Source organism: Bifidobacterium aquikefiri (assembly GCF_002259795.1).
Lineage (GTDB): Bacteria > Actinomycetota > Actinomycetes > Actinomycetales > Bifidobacteriaceae > Bombiscardovia > Bombiscardovia aquikefiri.
The window spans coordinates 141,475-160,554 of sequence record NZ_MWXA01000001.1; the positions used below are offsets into that span (position 1 = coordinate 141,475).

The 19,080-nt window shown below is 51.9% G+C and carries 13 protein-coding genes; 9 read left to right on the top strand and 4 right to left on the bottom strand.

The features are described 5' to 3' along the window. Positions 1-34: 34 nt before the first annotated feature. On the bottom strand, positions 35-1,390 hold the full coding sequence (locus BAQU_RS00670; protein ID WP_094692178.1) for a chloride channel protein: 1,356 nt from the start codon (positions 1,388-1,390) through the stop codon (positions 35-37). Positions 1,391-1,439: 49 nt separating this feature from the next. After that, complete coding sequence (locus tag BAQU_RS00675) at positions 1,440-2,168, bottom strand: histidine phosphatase family protein (RefSeq protein WP_094692150.1); 729 nt, start codon at positions 2,166-2,168, stop codon at positions 1,440-1,442. 495 nt (positions 2,169-2,663) lie between these two features. Between BAQU_RS00675 and BAQU_RS00680 the strand changes: the two genes are divergently transcribed. Both BAQU_RS00680 and BAQU_RS00685 read left to right on the top strand, forming a co-directional pair. After that, the gene (locus tag BAQU_RS00680; protein ID WP_094692151.1) at positions 2,664-3,455 is read left to right on the top strand and encodes a hypothetical protein; all 792 of its coding nucleotides are present in this window, start codon (positions 2,664-2,666) and stop codon (positions 3,453-3,455) included. Positions 3,456-3,565: 110 nt separating this feature from the next. After that, positions 3,566-4,357 carry an alpha/beta hydrolase gene (locus tag BAQU_RS00685; RefSeq protein ID WP_415447780.1) on the top strand — a complete coding sequence of 264 codons (792 nt, stop codon included), beginning with the start codon at positions 3,566-3,568 and terminating at the stop codon, positions 4,355-4,357. Positions 4,358-4,378: 21 nt separating this feature from the next. On the opposite strand, the gene BAQU_RS00690 is transcribed toward BAQU_RS00685, so the two are convergent. Further along, positions 4,379-6,598 carry a cation:proton antiporter gene (locus tag BAQU_RS00690; RefSeq protein WP_094692153.1) on the bottom strand — a complete coding sequence of 740 codons (2,220 nt, stop codon included), beginning with the start codon at positions 6,596-6,598 and terminating at the stop codon, positions 4,379-4,381. 266 nt (positions 6,599-6,864) lie between these two features. Here BAQU_RS00690 and BAQU_RS00695 point away from each other — a divergent pair, with 266 nt between their 5' ends. From BAQU_RS00695 to BAQU_RS00715, 4 genes are all read left to right on the top strand, one after another. Further along, positions 6,865-9,696 carry a cation-translocating P-type ATPase gene (locus tag BAQU_RS00695; protein WP_275542225.1) on the top strand — a complete coding sequence of 944 codons (2,832 nt, stop codon included), beginning with the start codon at positions 6,865-6,867 and terminating at the stop codon, positions 9,694-9,696. 61 nt (positions 9,697-9,757) lie between these two features. Next, positions 9,758-10,306: a nucleoside deaminase gene (locus BAQU_RS00700; protein WP_094692154.1), complete on the top strand. Its 549-nt coding sequence runs from the start codon at positions 9,758-9,760 to the stop codon at positions 10,304-10,306. Positions 10,307-10,612: 306 nt separating this feature from the next. Next, entirely contained in the window at positions 10,613-11,668 is a 1,056-nt protein-coding gene (locus BAQU_RS00705; RefSeq protein ID WP_094692180.1) for a ketopantoate reductase family protein, read from the top strand. Between the two features lie 302 nt (positions 11,669-11,970). Further along, positions 11,971-14,250: an alpha-galactosidase gene (locus tag BAQU_RS00715; protein WP_415447781.1), complete on the top strand. Its 2,280-nt coding sequence runs from the start codon at positions 11,971-11,973 to the stop codon at positions 14,248-14,250. A gap of 35 nt (positions 14,251-14,285) precedes the next feature. On the opposite strand, the gene BAQU_RS00720 is transcribed toward BAQU_RS00715, so the two are convergent. Next, a complete protein-coding gene (locus BAQU_RS00720) occupies positions 14,286-15,563 on the bottom strand; it encodes an ROK family protein (protein WP_094692181.1) in 1,278 nt (425 codons plus the stop codon). 298 nt (positions 15,564-15,861) lie between these two features. Between BAQU_RS00720 and BAQU_RS00725 the strand changes: the two genes are divergently transcribed. The 3 genes from BAQU_RS00725 to BAQU_RS00735 are packed head-to-tail and all read left to right on the top strand — an operon-like array spanning position 15,862 to position 19,041. Further along, positions 15,862-17,181 (top strand): ABC transporter substrate-binding protein, encoded by a 1,320-nt coding sequence (locus BAQU_RS00725; protein ID WP_415447779.1) that lies wholly within the window; start codon positions 15,862-15,864, stop codon positions 17,179-17,181. Between the two features lie 38 nt (positions 17,182-17,219). Beyond that, positions 17,220-18,155 (top strand): carbohydrate ABC transporter permease, encoded by a 936-nt coding sequence (locus tag BAQU_RS00730; protein WP_094692183.1) that lies wholly within the window; start codon positions 17,220-17,222, stop codon positions 18,153-18,155. Position 18,156: 1 nt separating this feature from the next. Further along, positions 18,157-19,041: a carbohydrate ABC transporter permease gene (locus tag BAQU_RS00735; RefSeq protein ID WP_094692157.1), complete on the top strand. Its 885-nt coding sequence runs from the start codon at positions 18,157-18,159 to the stop codon at positions 19,039-19,041. Positions 19,042-19,080: the final 39 nt, after the last annotated feature.

The following is a 19,080-nucleotide window of genomic DNA, read 5'->3' on the forward strand; positions in this document are numbered from 1 at the left end:
AGGCCATGACGGCTGAATAATTGCATCCCGTACGCTAGAACGATTGAGGTGGCTTGTTGTGGTGTGCGGTGGTCTTGGCAAGATTTGAAGTTGCCACGCCAAGGCTGGTCGCCATGCCGAGCGGACCGAGAGCCACGATTGGAAGGTGACTCACCTCCATCACCATCATCAAGGCCATCAATGGTGCGCGCTGCGAGGCCGAGAGCAGAGCGACGGCTCCGACCATGGCACACTGCCATAGCGGTGTGCCAGGAATCCAGTAATTCCAAGCAATGCCGAGAATGGCACCAAGCGCTGCACCTATGCCAATGGAGGGTGTCAGGGTGCCGCCAGAAGCACCAGCCTTGAGTGTGAATGTGGTAAGCAACGCCTTTGCGCAGGCGAGAACAGCCAAAGCGATGACTACTGTCACTCCTGAGTTCTCTGCCGAATAATTCATCGCTGTCTGGGCAAGTGCCCTCCCATTGCCCATGACCTCAGGGCCCCAGAGAGCTACGACTCCTGTCAGCAGTGCAACCAGCGGAAGTTGCCAAAGAATATGCATGCCTGTGGTTTTTTTCGTTTCTGCCCAAGAGGATGCGCGAGAGAAGTAGCCTCCGGCAATGCCTATCAGTGGAGATGCAACGATGGAGAATGCAAGGATCTGCCACGAGAATGGCGAATTGGGCACGGCATAATATGCATCGGTGCCATGAATGAGTCCTCCGACATACGACGCAATCGATGACATTGCCAGACTGACCGCGACTGTCTCTGCATTCACGCGCTTCAGAAGGATTTCGACGCTGAAAAGCGCTCCAGTCAATGGAGAAATATAGACTCCAGCAAATCCTGCCCCGGCTGCGGCTGCGACAAGCAACTCTCGATCCTCGCTTGGCAATCCCCACCTATGCATCAGTTGGAACCAAAGGCCACCGAACAATGCTCCAGCTTCTCGTGGTGCAACTTCTCGACCGACCGATCCACCGGTTCCGACCAGAAATATCTGAGTGACCACATGTACGATGGTCTGCCAGAAAGGCATCTGCGCACCCTTGACCGACTTCTTGACCGAGGGAACATGCCTGGCCTTATTGCGTAGTAGCCACCAAATAACTGCGGCGATAATGCCACCAATGGTCAATGAAATGAATCTTCGCCAACGATTGACGTTAAATGCGCCAGGCATTGAGGAACTTTCAACGAAGCCGAGAAAGAAATTTTCGACGACCTTGAGCAATAACGACAAGAGTCCTGAAGACACTCCTGCCACTATTCCCAAAACGAGGGTTGAGATGATAAGTATGAAGGTTCTTTGTTTGGATATCGATTTTTTTGAACCTAGGTCCGTGATTGTGGATTCTCCTGAATGTGACTGTGACTGTGACTGGGCATGTGAAGCATTTTGCATGGTGTTATCTATGTGATCGTGGGTTTTCATTGTTGGGAATATGTAAGAATCAGATCGTTGCCTTCAGCGGTGTGATGTCGTGCCAATCGCCTGTAGAGGCTATGGCCGGCCCACGATTGTATTCGGATAGGCGCCATTTCAGATGCTCCCCATCGTCGTTGCAAAAATGCAGCGGTATCAACCGTGCCCAGTGCGCATTTCTCATGCCAACCAATGACGTGCATGGAGGGATGCTATGAATACCTAAAACTGTGTGTAACAAGGTTTCTATCAATGTTCCGTGAGCAAAGATGAACAGATTTGTATCTGCCCCCGCTGAAGTAGCCCACCGTTGCAACGCGGAGGCACCGCGTTTGCCAACGTCTTCGAGTGGTTCGGCATGGTGCTTCAGCTCACCGCCGTCCAGACTCTGCCAGAGTTTGAAATCCTCTGGCCATTTCGACTGAATCTCGTCTCGGGACATGCCTTCCCAATCTCCGTAGCTGCGTTCACGGAAAGCCGGATCCGTATGCACCTCAAGATTGAGCGGATCAGCAAATTGGTGTGCAGTATCGAGTGCACGGTTGAGGTCGGAGCTGACAACCAGCTGTTTCGGAACCTCGTGGGCATGTTCGACATAGAGTGTGTTCAATGCACGTGCTGTCTGCGTTACCTGCCAGAGTCCATCCTTGTCGAGAGGCTGTTCGATTTGACCTTGAAGTCTATGCTGCGCATTGAAACCTGTGCGACCGTGACGAACAAGAATAATCGAATTGACCGTCTGTATGCTGTCTGCCATACCTGTCCTTTTCTATTGAGCTCATGCTTTCATTTCTCGCAGTCGCGCCAAAGAGTCCAACCATTTCACAATCATTCCACAATCATTCCCCAATCAGAATAAACCGGTAGCTAAACGTCTTGTGTTACCTGTGTGAATACATGATTCATAATTGCAAGATACACGCGGTGGTGTCTCCGTGATGCATGCCCGATTCCAGACGATGGGCGGGGCGAATGGCGGTAGCGAATAAATTTCAGAAAACTTTCAGCATTCACTACGATTTTGTCAAGGTCGGGATGGTTAGGTTATACCTGTCGATGGAAAGCAGCAAGACATCGAACAAGAGATTTTTCTCCTGATAATTGAATTCTTCTTCTCTCTCCTTTCTTCCCGGCGGTTACCCCGCCGGGTTTTTGCTTTTCGGATTAGGATTGTGCCCTGAGATGGCTCAAGGACGTAAAGTCTTAAGATGAGTCGATATATGGTGTGGTTCAACAAGGTGTGGGAGAGCGGATGAGAGACGAACAAGGCAGGGCTTCAGCCAGTGGTGTGCCGCAAGAGCAGCAGTATTCTTACAATGAACCCGAGTCGGAGTATGAGCCACCCCGCTCGCGTGCTGCATCGGCGTTAGGCGCGACCGCAGCAGTTCTTGGACTTATTGCAGTCATCTGTTCTCTACTATTCATCACAAGAACCATAGCGCCGGCATCCCTCAAGTTCAGCGACGTACTATCCTTGTCAAACCTTGAATGGTGCTCGTTCGTTTTCAGTATTCTTGCTTTGATTCTCGTCATTGCCGCCAAGATTTCACACAGACGGGCAATGGAAGATGGCAGAAGAGGCACCTGGGGAATTATCGGAATCATTCTGGCGCTATTGATCACGGTCTGTGGTCTGCTGATTGGCAATCTTTTCCCTCAAGGTGTGATCCAGCCTTCCGTCTCCGAAAATGCTCCCGTTTCAAGCAGCAAGACAATGCGCAAGGGTATTGAGAGCTCAGTTGGGTCATGCACCGGGGGCTGGCAGTCATTGAGTACAAGTTCATATCCAGGTCTGACGCTCGCGGAGCTGTGTAAGGACCCAAGAATGGCATATGTCACCTTTGAGAATCCGACCATGGCGAGCCTTGAACGAGGAGCGGTCAATTCGAAGATTTCCGACATGCTCGAGGAATATTCGGATAACGGCAAAGCACAGGGTGATTGGCGCACCCTGAATGGAAAGATGTGGCTCGTGTTTGGTGAGAAGGCCAACATTGAAAAATTGCAGAAATCGTGGGGTGGCACCATCGACACCGTTGAATGACATGGTTCATTCTTTGATGAATCACTTAAGCATGGCTGATTGATTTCTCTCTTGTCTCAATGCTGTGCAATTTCATTGCTCGGTGAAGTAAAGAAGCTAAGGTTTGCAATATGAGTGAAAATATGCACGATGACGACAATCAGGGCAGCGAAGCTGGAGTTTCTGGCACGAATGCCCTCATTGGAGAAGCTTCAACGGTAATTCCGGGTCATTTTGGCGACCCATTGCAGATAACGCATGCACTGTACTCTAATCGTGATGCTCGGGCCAATCCCGCCAAGCCGTTGTTCCTGTTGCTGCATGGATGGGGATCTCGTGAGCGGGATCTGGCCGATCTGATGCAATATATCGCGCCTTTCAACGACTATATCGGGCTGCGTGCTCCCCTGGATATGCCTGAGCAATTCGGTCAGTTTGGGGCTCAAGGCTATACATGGTTCCACGATTGCGTTCCAACAGGGTCTCAACTTGATCGCGATGCATATGCAGCCTCACGGGCCATAGATCAGTGGGTCGAATCAAACATCGCTCCAGAACGAGAAGTCGTTCCCCTCGGTTTCTCTCAAGGGGGTGTTCTGGCAGTTCATTTGCTTCGTGTGCATCCTGAACGCTATCGTGCTGCGGTGAGTTTGTCTGGCTTTCTGGCACCGAAAGCCATTGCTGCCACAGCTCCCGCCGATGATCGACTTGCTGCTCTCGAGATTCCTGTCTTCTACGGCTACGGAAAAGCAGACAACATAATTCCCAAATATGAGATTTTTGCTATGGCCGCGTGGCTTGAGGAACACACATGGTTGAAATCCCGTGGATACCCCGGATTGGATCACGCTGTGAGCCTGGATGAGTTCAATGATATCCGTCAATGGCTCAGTGACAATAACATCGCCTCTGGAGTGATGTAGCGCCTATGAATCCCACATGCGTCAGAGGTCGGAATCAGCGTCAACCTGCATCACATAGACATTTCTTCTGAGCTGGCGGGCTTCGGCACGAGTGATGTCGCCCGATTCGAACATATTCTGAATGACGCCAAGCTCGATCGCATATCCTTCGCGTTTGATTTCCTGAATGCCATTCAGCACATGAGCCGATTCATTCACCGAAGGACGTGCACGGAGAGCGGTTTCTGCACGCTGATGCTCAATGATTACCGATAGCACATCTTCAGTGTTGAAATTTGGTTTTGCAAGCTCAGCATAGAGTTTCTCGATCACATAGCGATTCAAATCGAGATGCAGCCGCCGAGACACCGCATAAATGGTGTCATCGCTTACCAAAGGCGTGGAATGGCGCACGCGGCTTTCGATGCCCTTTGCCAGGTTATGAGTGCGGCGACGTAGGGAACGCAGTCTCCAAAGCAGCTCGCTCGCTTCTGAGATGTGGCTGAGTGTACGTGAGATATGCACCAGAATGCGTTCAGCTGCCTGACGTTCTGATTCGAATCGTTGTAGTGGCGTGAGTTGAGAAATGATCCAGGAATTCTGCCAAGACGTGCGTTCATCAGAGAGCGCAGGTGTGTCTTCCGTCGTATCTCCAGGCGATGTGACGGGTAAGTTGCCGGTGTCGTCGGAGATCGTCGCAGCGAGTTCTTCACTTTCGGCACCATTGGAAGCGTTGAAATCGGCAATTTCCTGCTCGATAATGGTGATTCGGTTTTCAATATAATCGCGTTCCCAATTCAGCACAGTGATTTGCAGCCGTTCCAACTCCTTGGAGTCATGCTGCCCAATCTGCGACTTGAGACGCGCGATACGCTGATTGTATGAAGAAAGCACCATGCGCAGTGCGTGATGATTCTCCTGAGTATCGTGCTCCGAGAGTTGCTCGATGGTTCGACGCAGGACCTCAAGAACGGTTTCGACGAATTTCGTTGAAACGACCTGATCGTAGACCGGAGCTAGAACCTGAAGAGCGAAATTGGCCAGTAGCAGCGTCACGATGATGACACCGGATGCAATGAAGATCAGTTCATCGCGCATGGGGAACCACGCACCCGAGCTGACCGTGTAGGGAATTGTGAGTGCCAGCGAAAGCGTAATGGTTCCTTTTGGCCCTCCGAAGGTCATAACCGCAGCGGACCTCCAGCGCTCAAGGTTCATCGGTCTGCGTTCGCCGGTAACCACGTCCTTGGTGATGGCGAGCATCGCAGAAATCCAGATGAAACGGATGATGATAACCACGACCGATACCAGGAATATGACCCCAATGAGCAACCCATGGCTGATGTTTTCATCCGACCAGCTTGACATCATCGCATTGGGCAAGAGCATGCCGAGCAATACAAAGACAGCACCGTTCAAACTGAAGGAGAGTACCGTCCACACGCTTGATGACACGATATTCGTTCGTGAAACGTTCGGTCCGATGCCGCTGGTGTCGAATCGGGCGAGCAACCCTCCCGTCACCACCGCAAGCACTCCTGAAATATGAAGCAGATGCTCAGCTATCAAATACAGCAGGAATGGGAAAAAAATTTCCAACAGGATGCGCGTTGTCGTGGTTTCCCAACCCAAGTGTCTACTGGTCTCAAACATCCAGTTCATGATCAACCCTGCTATGGCTCCAACTGCTATGCCACCTATGAACGAGAATAGGAATTGGCTCACGGCACCAACGGCAGAGAACGAACCGGTTACCGCAGCATAGATGGCAAACTGAAAGCCGATGACACCGGTAGCATCGTTGAAGAGCGATTCGCCATTGAGAATCGAGCGCTGGCGTTCGCTGAGATTTGCCACTCTGCCGATTGAGGATACGGCCACGGCATCGGTCGGACCGAGCGCTGCGCCCAGAGAGAATGCTGCGGCAAGCGGTATCGAAAGCCATGCGCCATGCAGACTATAGCCAACTGCAAGCATGGTTACTGTGGCAAGTCCGATGGCGAGCGAGAGCGAAAGTCGAAGATTTTTCAGTAACGCCTGTTTGTTGATGCTATGGGCTTCGTAATACAGCAGCGGCGCAATAAAGAGCACCATGAACAATTCAGGATCAAGATCAGTATTGGGCACAATCGGCAGCAAGGTCATGAGCGCGCCAAGAAGAATCTGAACAAGAGGTGTCGAAATTCGAGGAATGAAACGACTTATGAAAGAAGACACGAGCACTGCGCCGATGATGCACAGTATCAGAGTGAATGATTCCACAGGTCACTCCCCTCTTCATTACACGTATCACATGTAACTATACGCATCCCATCCTTCCAAAATTGTGCGGTAAGCGAGACGGCATGTGGCATATGAATATTCTTTCCCTTGCGCGAAGATTGCGAAACCCTGAAGCCTCTGTGTGTTAGCTTGGAATTATGTTTGTGTAACCGTCAGTTTGACACATGCAATGTTGGCGTCATGTGTGAATTGGTATGGACCGCAGCGACCTTTACGATGGTTCAACTCAGAAAGGCCCTACGACAATGACAAGTATAGAGAACGATGTCCAGAATGCATCAGAGAGGCTGATGCAGGGCGCTATAGATGAAGACGATGCCCGTGTCTCGAATCAGAAAGATAATATTGGCGTCAAAAATGACACGGTATGGCATAACATCGACGCGAATCAGGCCTTGGAAGTCTTGGAAACAAGCCGAAAAGGCATTTCAAGGAGAGAAGCTAGCCGCAGGCTTTCGGTTTTCGGCCCGAATTCGCTCTCTTCTGTCGAGAAGATGCCGAAGTGGAAACTTTTTCTCGTTCAGTTCAAGAGTCCACTCATAGCAGTGCTTATCGTGTGCGGCATAATCACGATTGCCCTTGATCATCTTATCGATGCTGCCGCCATCTTTCTGGTGCTGCTGCTCAATGCAATCATCGGCTACTACCAAGAGTCCAAGGCAGATCAGGCAGTCGAGGCGCTCGCGTCGCTCTCCAGTCCAACCTGTCGCGTGATTCGCGATGGCAAACGCTTCGAAATCGAAGCTGCGGATCTCGTCCCGGGAGACATCACACTGCTTGAGAGTGGCGATAGAGTGCCTGCTGACATTCGCCTGCTCGACACCAGCCGTTTGCGCGTTGACGAGTCGATGCTTACCGGCGAGAGCAACGATGTTCAGAAACATACTGATCCGGTCGAAGAGGATGCCTCGCTTGGCGATAGAAAGTGCATCACGTTCTCGGGAACAATGGTTACCAGCGGCAGAGGGCGTGGCGTCGTCGTTGCCACGGGAAGCGATACCGAGCTTGGCGAGATAAGCAGCTTGGTAAATAATTCCAACGGAAAGACTCCGCTGCAGCAGATCATGCAGCGTACTGAGAAGGGAATATCCATAGGTGTCATCATCGTGGCGGTTTTCGTGTTCATCGCGGGAACTGTCATCAATGACGATATGACAAACTCATTCCTATCGGCTGTATCCCTCGTTGTAGCCTCCATGCCCGAGGCTTTGCCAATCGTGCTTACGGTGGCAATGGCTCTCGGTATATCACGCATGGCCAAGCGCAACGCGATCGTAAGAACCTTGCCTGCAGTCGAGACATTGGGCTCGACGACGGTCATCGGTTCGGACAAGACCGGAACACTCACTCAGAATCGTATGACGGTTGAGCGTCTGAGCCTAGGCGCGGGAGATCCGTTCAGTGTTGAAGAGAGCAAGGAGGATAGGCTGGGCAGCGATGCCACGACAAGGCTCCACGCCATGCTCAAGGCAGCGGCATTGACCAATGAGGCGTATCGAAACATCTCTGCCGAGGGTGACGTGTCGTATTCCGGTGATGCAGTTGATGTGGCAATGATGAGGATTGCCGATGATCTGGGTGCCGTGAGCGATGAAGATCGCAAGACCGAAACCAAACTCGAAACTGCGTACGAGCCCGAGCATGCTTACTCGATGACCATCAAGCCCAATCGCGAAGGCGGGTTCACACAATATGTGAAAGGTGCTCCTGACAAGCTGGCGATGATGAGCGAGACCATGGATGATGGTCAGGGCAATGCCGTGCCTATCGATGCCGATGCGATTCATCATGTTTACGAGCAGATGGGCAAAGACGGTCTGCGTGTGATTGGCGTGGCGAGCAGACAAATCGATGAGGATCAGGATCTTGCCACATATCGAAAGCCGCGTGAACTCCATTTTCTTGGGCTCGAAGGTATGCTCGACCCGCCTCGATCCGGCGTTCGAGAGGCCATAGAGCTATGCATTGGCGCCGGCATTGAAGTCAAGATGATAACCGGCGATCATCCGACTACAGCCGCAGCAATAGGTGAGCGTCTCGGGCTCCAGCAGACAGACAATGTCCTGACAGGCCGTGAGATGTCCGAAATGAGCGACGAAGTCTTGAAAGCTCGATTGAGGGAAACCTCGATTGCGGCACGAGTCTCGCCGCAGGATAAGCTCCGAATCGTCGAGGTGCTGCAGGATCAGGGCGAGGTCGTTGCGGTCACCGGTGATGGTGTGAACGATGCACCCGCATTGAAGTCGGCTTCAGTTGGCATTGCCATGGGTGAGTCAGGGACCGATGTCGCGCGCGAAGCCAGCGATGTGGTGCTCACCGACGATAACTTTGTGACACTGACTCATGCAGTTCGCCAGGGAAGGATCACCTTCAAGGCAATTCGTGGATCCGCATTCTTCCTGCTTTCCACCGCAGTCGCCGCGATGATCGCCGTGGGCGTGAATGTGATTGCAGAAATGCCGTTGCTGTTTCTGCCCTTGCAGATGCTGTGGATCAACTTCGTCACCAACGGTGTGCAGGATGTCGCTTTGGGATTTGAGCCGGGCAGCGGTGACGAGCTTGATTACAAGCCTCGAAAGAACACCGAAGGTCTGCTCTCGTCGGCCCTGTGGGCGCGAACGGCCATATGCGGTCTCTGGATGGCTATGTGCATTCTTGTGATGTTCAGACTTGAAATCGATCAGGGTGTCGATGTCATATCGGCAAGAACCATGGCTTTGACGCTGCTGGTACTCTTCAACTTCTTCATGTCGATGTCAGCCCGCTCTGAAACCGTGATGATCTTCAGGCTCAATCCGTTGCGTAACAAATTCCTGCTTATTGCCTCTATCGTTGCTCTGTTGATTCATGCAATCGCTATGTATATTCCGGGCATCGCAGCGGTTTTGGGCATGGCTCCGCTGGCCTTGTGGCAGTGGGGGTTGTGCATGGCCATCGGTCTCAGCGTGCTGATCCTATCCGAAGGGGATAAGTTCATCCGCGCTCGACTGGCAGCTCGTGGATATGGTGCCCGAACAGGCATGTATGCCGCCGTTCATCAGGCTCGAAGAAAGATCGCGGGGATGATCCGTTCATGAGGTATTCCAAGGCCGACAGACCAGGGAGTCTATGTTCTAGGCTTGATGAATGGACTCTTTGATGACAGGTACCTGGAATCATGCGATGAACAAGGCGCTCGCACTTGCTCGTATTGCGCAGGACGGCGGGGATGTTCCCATCGGCGCTGTGGTGCTCAACAAAAAAGGTGAGGTTGTGGCAGAGGGCTACAACCGACGAGAAGCCACCGGCGATCCGCTGGCGCATGCTGAAATCGTTGCGCTCAGGCAGGTTCATGGATCAAGGGTTGATGTGCCGCTGTTCGATCTGCCAGAATCGTCGCGAGCCGCAAGTGTGAAACCTGCGAGTTGGAATCTGAGTGGATTGACCCTCGTGGTAACCATGGAACCATGCCCTATGTGCGCAGGAGCAGCGGTGCTATCGCATGTCGATCGCATCATCTTTGGCAGTTGGGATCCTAAGCTCGGTGCATGTGGATCGGTCTGGGATATTCCACGGGATCCGCATACAGGGCACAGGCCTGAGGTCTTTGGCGGAGTGAAGGAGCAGGAAAGCGCCGCTCTGCTGGCTAAATTCTTCCGTGACAAGCGCGTTCACTATGTGGACAAAAGCCGCCCACTGATCGGATAGGTTACATACTCGAAACATAGCGTTCCTTGGCTTTGGCTCACAAGACCGGGGTGGGGTCGCTGCCAGTGGGGGTCTTGATCGGGATTAACAGTCCCATCTTCATTGACGATGTAACGATAATCGCAAACGTGTGCATGGGGGTGCGGCACGTTCCTGACGTTGTGCGCTGAACAATCAGTCACACGCAGGCACAGGACAGGCAAGAGTATGAGCGCAATTCAGCTCAATGGTGCCCAGGCAGGCTCATTAACTACATTTTGCTTCACGTTGCCAACAAAAATGCACATATATTATGGGAAGACACAGATGAAATATGCAGTAATCGGCGCAGGCGCAATGGGATATCGCTATGGTGTGCTCCTTCAGGAGAACGCGGGCCGCAAAGTTGATTTTATCGACGCATGGGAGCCCAATATCAAGGCTGTTCGCCAGCAGGGCGGCGTCTATGTGTCACGAGATCGCAAGAATCGTCATCTGGTTCCAATCAACATCTATTCACCTGAGGAATATCAGGGAGATCCGGATGTCTGGATTATCTTCGTCAAGCAAATGCAGCTCGATGAGATGCTGAAACGTTGTGCACCGCTGTTCAAGGACCATCAGATCGTATTCTCGGCAATGAATGGTTGGGGTCATTTCGAGAAGATTCAGCAATACTTCAGCGATGACCGCATCTATGGCGGCACGGCAATGATCGCGACAGTGCTGAACGGGCCTGGCGATGTCGACTTCATTGGCAAGTCCGGTGCCGGAGTGATGCATATGTGCGCATTCAACGAGCAAACGACCGACATAGAGCGCACGATGTTTGAAGATTTCAAGACTGCGAACATGAATCCAATCATCACCACCAACTTCACGGGAACATGCATGGCCAAGGTCATCTTCAATTCCGTGGTCAATACACTGTGCACGATGTATCAGATCACCATGGGTGAATTCATTGAGTATCCAGGTGCAATGGACATGGCGAAGCAGCTTATCGACGAGGCATACGATGCATGTGATCGCGCTGGAATTCGATTGATCGAGAGCCGTCAGGAAGAACTGAAGTCCGTCGATTACGTCAGTCGTGTAGCCAACCCGCTGCACTATCCTTCGATGTATCAGGACATGTCTCGCGGGCGGAAGACCGAGGTTGACTTTATCAATGGCTGCATTGCAAAAATCGGTCGAGATCATGACTACGTCTGCAGAACTCACGAGTTTTTGACCCACGGCGTGCATCTTGCCGAACTCGCATTCAGAATTCACAACCCAGATATCGTGCGTGCTGCACAGAATGCCTGTAATTCCACTGGTGCAACAGCGATCCAGGACGCAGAGAATCTGGTGAAGGCAGCGCAAAGCAGAGAAGAGTGAGCTTCGAGAGCTCGGCATTGACCCATATGCTGGATTCGATCCCACCCCTCGGGTGATCGTTTCCGGTGAAACCCCGAACCATCCCTTGACATATGTTCATCGATGGTTCGAGGTTATTTTTTTACCAATTCTCAGAACATGCGCGAGGATGACAACAAAGGAATCACTCCATTATTCTTAAAAACATTGACGGATGACCAATACGTTGCAGTCGTCCGCAGCAAGTTGGAGTGCCTTGCACGGTCAAGCGGCATTTCAAGGAAAACGAAATTCAATGTCGAAGGAAATGTGTGATGAACAACGTGGTTGACAACACAACAACACCATCGTCCAATTTGAGCAGTGGCGTATGGCAACGCTTTACAGAAACCGCATCAGATGGCACCCAGGCCACAGTCCTCTATGGTGAAGATTCACAGGCAGATGCCGCAATCCTCCTGCTACTGCGCAACAACGAGCTGCCAAGAATCGTCCAATGGGGTCGTCCGATTTCTCATGCCGAATATCTCGTGAACTGCCTCGACGCGCTCAAGCCACAACGCGTCTCCGGTGGTCTTGATGACACTGATTGGCCAAGCATCATTCCAACGCAAGCCGAAGCATGGACAGGATCCAATCGGTTCGTGGTTCGTAGAGATGGCATCGAACTATTCTGTTGCTTCCAGACGGTGGATAATTCTATCGCAATCGACAATCGAACCGTCTCGATCATTGCGATCGATCCCGAACACAGTCTCACGCTGCTGTGGAAGTGCGAGATAACCGAATCGGGCCTGCTGCGTCAGCAGGCCACCATCACGAACGGCTTCAAGGGTGATGCCTCTGCACCGACAGCACAAGCTGTGCAGACATCTCTCGGCATCGTGTCGGTGGATAAAATCGAACTCGCCTATCCTGTGCCTGAAGAAGCCAGCGAAATACTCTCCACCACCGGACACCATCTTCGCGAGCGTTCCCCACAGCGTCAGCCTTTCAATATCGGGAGAATCGAGCGTCTGAGCATGGTCGGACGTCCCGATTTTGATGCCTCCCTGCTACTTTCGGCAGGCATTCCCGGATTTGGATTCTCACATGGCGAGGTATATTCCACCCATGTTGGCTGGAGCGGTAACTCGGTGCTCTCGGCCGAGAGAACAACATATACGCAAGGTCTGATCGGCGGTGCGGAGTTGCTGGTCGGCGGCGAGATGCAGCTTGGGAAAGGCGAAAGTTACACAACACCCTGGGTATATGGCGCCTATGGTGAAGGATTGAACGCTGTGGCGGCGCGCTTGCATGGGTTTGTGCGTGCCCAGCATCCAAATCTGGCATCAAAGCCGCGACCCGTAATTCTGAACACTTGGGAAGCCGTCTATTTCGAGCATTCCTTCGATACCTTGAAGGCACTCGCCGACAAGGCAAAGGATTCTGGCGTGGAGCGTTTCGTCGTCGATGATGGATGGTTCATGCATCGCAGAGATGACACTGCGGGACTCGGCGATTGGCAGATCGATCCAGCGGTATGGCCACAAGGCGAGAAAAGCCTTGGTGCGCTCGCCCATTACGTTCACGGCCTGGATATGGAATTCGGCCTATGGTTCGAACCCGAGATGATCAATCCTGACTCAGATACCGCTCGCGCACATCCTGACTGGATCATGCATGCGGCACGCAACAGGCTGCCGATGCAGGGGCGCTCGCAGCAAGTCATGGACCTGACCAATCCGGCAGCTTATGACTACGTGTTCAATGCAATGGATGCGCTTGTCGATTCCCTTGGCATCGATTACATCAAGTGGGACCACAACAAGCTCGTAACCGAGCCTGTTTCGCCTTATTCTGGACTGCCATGCGTACATGCACAGACAGAAGCCGTCTATCGAATATTCAAGACCTTGAAGCAGCATCATCAGGGACTCGAAATTGAAACCTGCAGCTCAGGCGGTGGCCGAGTCGATCTCGGTATCCTTTCCCTTGCTGATCGAATCTGGGCTTCCGACTGCGTTGATCCCGTTGAACGAGCCGACATTCAGCGCTACACATCGCTGCTCGTGCCTCCGGAAATGATCGGTGAACACATTGGTGCGTCTCCTGCACATTCGACGATGCGTGCAACCAGCCAGCAGATGCGCATGGCAACAGCGTTCTTTGGTCATCTCGGCATAGAGTGGGACTTGCAGAAGCAGAATGGCGCAGCACTGGAGCGACTCGCTCAGTGGGTCGGAGCTTACAAGCAAAACCGAACGATGTTCGAGAGTGGAACCGTGATTCATGCCGATAGCTCGGATCCTTCGGTGCGTGTTGACGGCGTGATTGCCAAAGACAGGAGTCGTGCAGTTGTCCGATTCACTCAGCTGACTACGTCGAAGCATTACCCGGTTGCTCCAATTCGCATACCAGGGCTTGATGCCGATGAGGTTTATAGAGTCCGCCCATTGCAGGTATCGCTCGACCTAGAAGGCCTTGGTAACGGGCAATCCAAGCTGGGGTGGTGGAACGAGCAGGGAACCATCCTTCCAGGGGAGTTTCTTGCCGACTGCGGCATTCGTCCTCCAACACTCAATCCTGCGCAGGCCGTTCTCTTCGAGATTGTCAAAATCTGAACGGTGGGTCCGTTGCAGACAGGCATCGCGTGTAATCAGCCGAGGATATAACGGCTGATTACACGCGATGCAGCCGCAGATGCCCACCTATCCCAAGTGTCATCGAGGATTTCCAGGGATACCGGTGCAGCCTGGCTATGGCGATATGATTCGATGCCCTTGCGAATGGACTCGGTGTTCATTCGAACGATGAACGACGATTCGCCTGCCACAAGAATCTTTTGAGGCATGGCAATATTCGCGACGGTTGCAATGAATACTCCCAATCTGAAGCATGTTCGGTTCAACAGCTGTGTTGCCTGAGGAACTCCGTGTCTGGCATCGTGCGCGAAGTCATCAAACGAGGTGGTTCTGCCCAGATTCTGCGAATACTGTTCGGCTATCGAATCATTGGTCAGACACTCTGCACAACCCTTATGCCCCTGATAGCAACGAGGACCTTCTGGATCCACCAGTGTATGTGCGATCAGACCGTAGCTTTTATCGCCATAGTCGATAGGTTGTCCATTCTGTGCCAGTGAATACCCCAGACCGGCACCCATGGTGACGACGGCGAATCGTGGAATTCCGACGCCTGCCTCGAACCAGCATTCATAATGCAGCAACGAGTCAAGATCGTTGAAAATCCCAGTTGGAATGCCGCACTCCTCGCTCATCATGCTGGCAAGGTTCACAGAACCATCCCAATGCAGGAACGGAGCGAAGGTCACCGTCGAATCATTGATGGTATGGCCACCGATGCTGATGCCAACGGCAACCGGTTTGCTCAGGCCTGCATTCCTGATGTCTTCAAGGCATTCGTTGACCAATGTTGTAAGCGTCTTGCAGAGTTGGCGAGGACTCTGATCTTCAAAATCGACAATATGGACCTCACCTAATTCTTCGCATGCGACATTCAATGCTGTTGCCAAGGCGCTGTTGCCTCTGACATTGATACCGATGAAGGTACGCTCGTTCTTGCGTATTCTCAGTGCTGTCTGCGGCCGACCGCGGCGCTCGCCTCCGCTCTCTTTGGGGATGAATCCAAGTGGCAGCGGCTTCTGTATGGAAGCGTCCGGATCTTCAGGATCCAATTCCTCAATGACTCCATAATGAAGCAGATCGCTGGTAATCCGGGACAGAGCTCCCTGCGAAAGCCCAAGCAACTGTGCAAGCGTTGTTCGCGCGATGGGACCATATTGCAAAATATCAGCGGCGACCTGATGTGTATATGACGATGCTGAAAACCACGATGGCAAGGGCTGCTCGGACGCGTCTTCCTCTGGCTGGAATGAACCAACGCTGAATCGTGAAACATTACTTGTTAGCCGCATTGAAGATTCAGTGCCAAAAAAACTGCCAGGATGCCTCCGGGCAGCATCGTTTTCGCTCGTGTGTCCATTGAAACTAGGCATTCAATCCCCTTGCTGGTTGAGGCATGCTGGTTGCAGTAGAGCCGTTTCCTGTATTCATCCTAGTAATTTCTTGCTTTATAGACAAAAATAATTACTTTTTATTTTCCCATGTCCATAGACTCGCCAACAGTGGTAAAGAAAGCTAGGAGATATTTATCATGAAGAATGCGATATTCGGATGTCGAGGGTCCGAAACGCAAGACGAAGGAGTCGAGAAATGAGACGTGATTTTAACAGTCAGCTCGGCGGCGATTCGAATGTGATTGGAAGCAGAATGAAGTTTATGAAGGTGTTCAGACGCGTTGCCACAGCGGTAGTTGCGGCTGCCATCGGAATTTCCATGGCAGGATGTGGTTCAACCAGCGCGAACGTTGTCACCTTGGATTTCTTCCAGTTCAAATCCGAAGCCGCTGATCAATTCAAGAAAATGGTTCAGGATTTTGAGGCACAAAATCCAAACATTCGCATCAATATCAACAATTCCGCCAGTGCACAGACAGATCTTCGTACACGCTTGGTGAAGAACCGTGTGCCGGATGTCATCACGTTCAATGGCGATATCAACTTTGGGCAATTCGCCGCTTCAGGCGTCTTCCATGATTTCACGAACGATCCAATCGTTAAGAAGCTCAATCCAGGCATGGTAAAAATCGCCAAGGACTTGGTTCAGACCACAGACCCGGCAAAGAAACGTCTGTACGGTCTTCCCTTCGCAGGCAACGCCAGTGGTTATATCTATAACAAAACAGTTTGGCGTCAGGCAGGTGTGGATCCAAACAATCCACCGAAGACCTGGTCAGAGATGGTTGCGCTGCTGCAGAAGTTTGAAAAGGCCGGCATCACCCCAATTCAAGCTTCGCTCGCAGACTCTTGGACGACCCAGGCCCCATTCGCTTCGTTTTCGGGCACCTTGGTTCCAGCCAGTGAATATACCAAGCTGAAGAAGGGCGAAACGACATTTGCCAAAATCTGGACAACAACCGCTGAAAAAGAGGTTGAGCTTTATAAGTATGCGACGAGCGACAAGGGCGTGACCTACCAGCAGGCAACACAGAACCTTGCGGCAGGCAAAGTCGCCATTCTCCCGCTGGGAACGTATGCCATTCCACAGGTTCGTCTGGTCAATGCCAAGGCCGACCTCGGTTTCGCACAGTTGCCGGCAACTGATGATGAGAGCGAACAAATCCTCACAGCTGGCGATGATGTCATGCTGACAATGGGTGCCAATACCAAGCATCCAAAGGAAGCAATGGAGTTCATCAACTTCCTGATGAGCAAGCCACAGCTTGAGGAATACGCCAAGGCTCAGTCTGCTTTCACTCCATTGAAGGAGACAGGGATTGGTGATGAGGCGCTTAAGGGCGTGCTGCCATTCTTCAAGTCCAATAAGCTTGCGGATTTCAGCGATCACTACATTCCGGCATCAATCAACATCGGTGGATATCTTCAAACGCTGGCCACCACCGGTAATGTCCCACGGTTTACAAGTCAGATGCAGACCGACTGGGATAAAGTCCAGGCGAGAACGTTCGAATAAAGGGAGGAAGAATCATGGCAAATGCACAATCACCGGCAATGACGAATGTTCCGGTATCTAGTTCGGCTTCCCAAACGGGCAAGCCAGGCAAGAAGCGCAAAAGTGCTTTTTCAAAGCGTAAGGTGGATCACGCCTACTATTGGATGGCTGTTCCCGCTGCAGTGATATTTGCAGTGTTCCTGTATGTTCCATTCATTCAGGGTGTTGGCTACTCATTCACAAATTCGCAAGGATATGGGCAATCCAAGTTCATCGGCCTGAAGAACTACTTCGCGCTGTTCATCGATAATCGTGTCGGGCATGCGTATCTGTTCACCTTCCTGATTTCCGTGCTGATCACGATTCTGGTGAACCTGATTGCAATGTTCCTGGCCGTTGCGTTGAATGGCAAGATTCTCTTCAAGAATGGCTTCAGAGCAATCTTCTTCATTCCTTACACCCTTGCAGTGCTGGTTATCGGCTATGTCTTCAAGTACATCTTCATGACACCGCTTCCGGCGCTTGGGCAGGCGCTGCACATCAGCTGGCTTTCGCAGTCCTTGCTCACCAGCGAGCGTTATGCATGGGTTCCCATCGTGTTCCTTGCCGTATGGCAGAGCGTTGCATACTCAACATTGATTTATCTTGCCGGTCTGCAGACTATTGATGACGAGATTTATGAGGCAGCTTCCATTGACGGTGTCAATCCATGGCAGCGCTTCTGGCAGATCACCTTCCCACTCATCGGACCGTTCTTCACCATCAACCTTGTGCTGAGCATGAAGAACGCATTCGGAACCTTCGATCAGGTTATGGCATTGACTCAAGGTGGCCCTGATTCATCTACGGAAACGGTTACCTACCTTATTTATACGAACGGCCTGACCGGTGGAGAGTACGCATATGAGACCGCCAACGCGGTACTGTTCTTCATCGTCCTCGCAATCATCGCGTTCATTCAGCTGAAGTTCTTCGGTAACAAGGAGAAGATCTGATATGACTTCTGTAACGATTTCGAATTCAGGCTCGGAAGGTAAACAAACCACGAAGACTGATTCACAGTGGCATAGCCGCCATCACGTGAACTGGTGGCTCACCGCAGCTGTTGCCGTGCTGTCGCTGACCATTCTGATTCCGCTGTATTTCACCATCATCACCGCGTTGAAGACTCCAGCGGAAGCCGGTGGCTTCGGTCTGCCAACAACCTGGGAATGGCATAACTTCGCTGATGCATCGGCGAAGGTAAACTACCCGAAGGCTGCGTTGAACTCGGCTATCATCACGGTTGCCGCCGTGGTATTGACCCTCTTCACGAATACCTTTGTGGCGTATGCAATTGCAAGAAATATGGACAAGCGCTTCTTCCGCTTCCTCTATTACTTCTTCATCGCAGCTATGTTCGTTCCCTTCCCCGTTGTCATGCTCCCCATCGCAAAGCAGTTCGGTAGCTGGCATCTGGATAATCAGCTTGGTCTGATTCTGCTCTACACGGTTCTGGGTCTAGGTACGAACCTCTTTATCGCGACGGGATTCATTCGTTCGATTCCTGTGTCTTTGGAAGAAGCTGCAAGAATTGACGGTGCAAGCACATGGCGTATCTTCTGGAAGATTATCTTCCCATTGATGGGACCTATCAATGCGACCATTGCCATTCTGACTGCACTCTGGGCATGGAACGACTTCCTTCTGCCGTTGATTGTGCTGACCGATCAGTCGAATCAGACGATTCCTCTGGCGCAGTATGTCTTCAGCTCGCAGTTCGCGACAAACTACCCGATGGCCTTTGCCAGCTATCTGATGGCCATGGCTCCAATCCTCATCGTCTACATCTTCGCCCAGCGCTGGGTAATTTCCGGAGTAATGCGCGGCGCGGTCAAATAGCAAAGAGCCTAGTAGGCTCTTTGCTTGACCGCGCCGAAC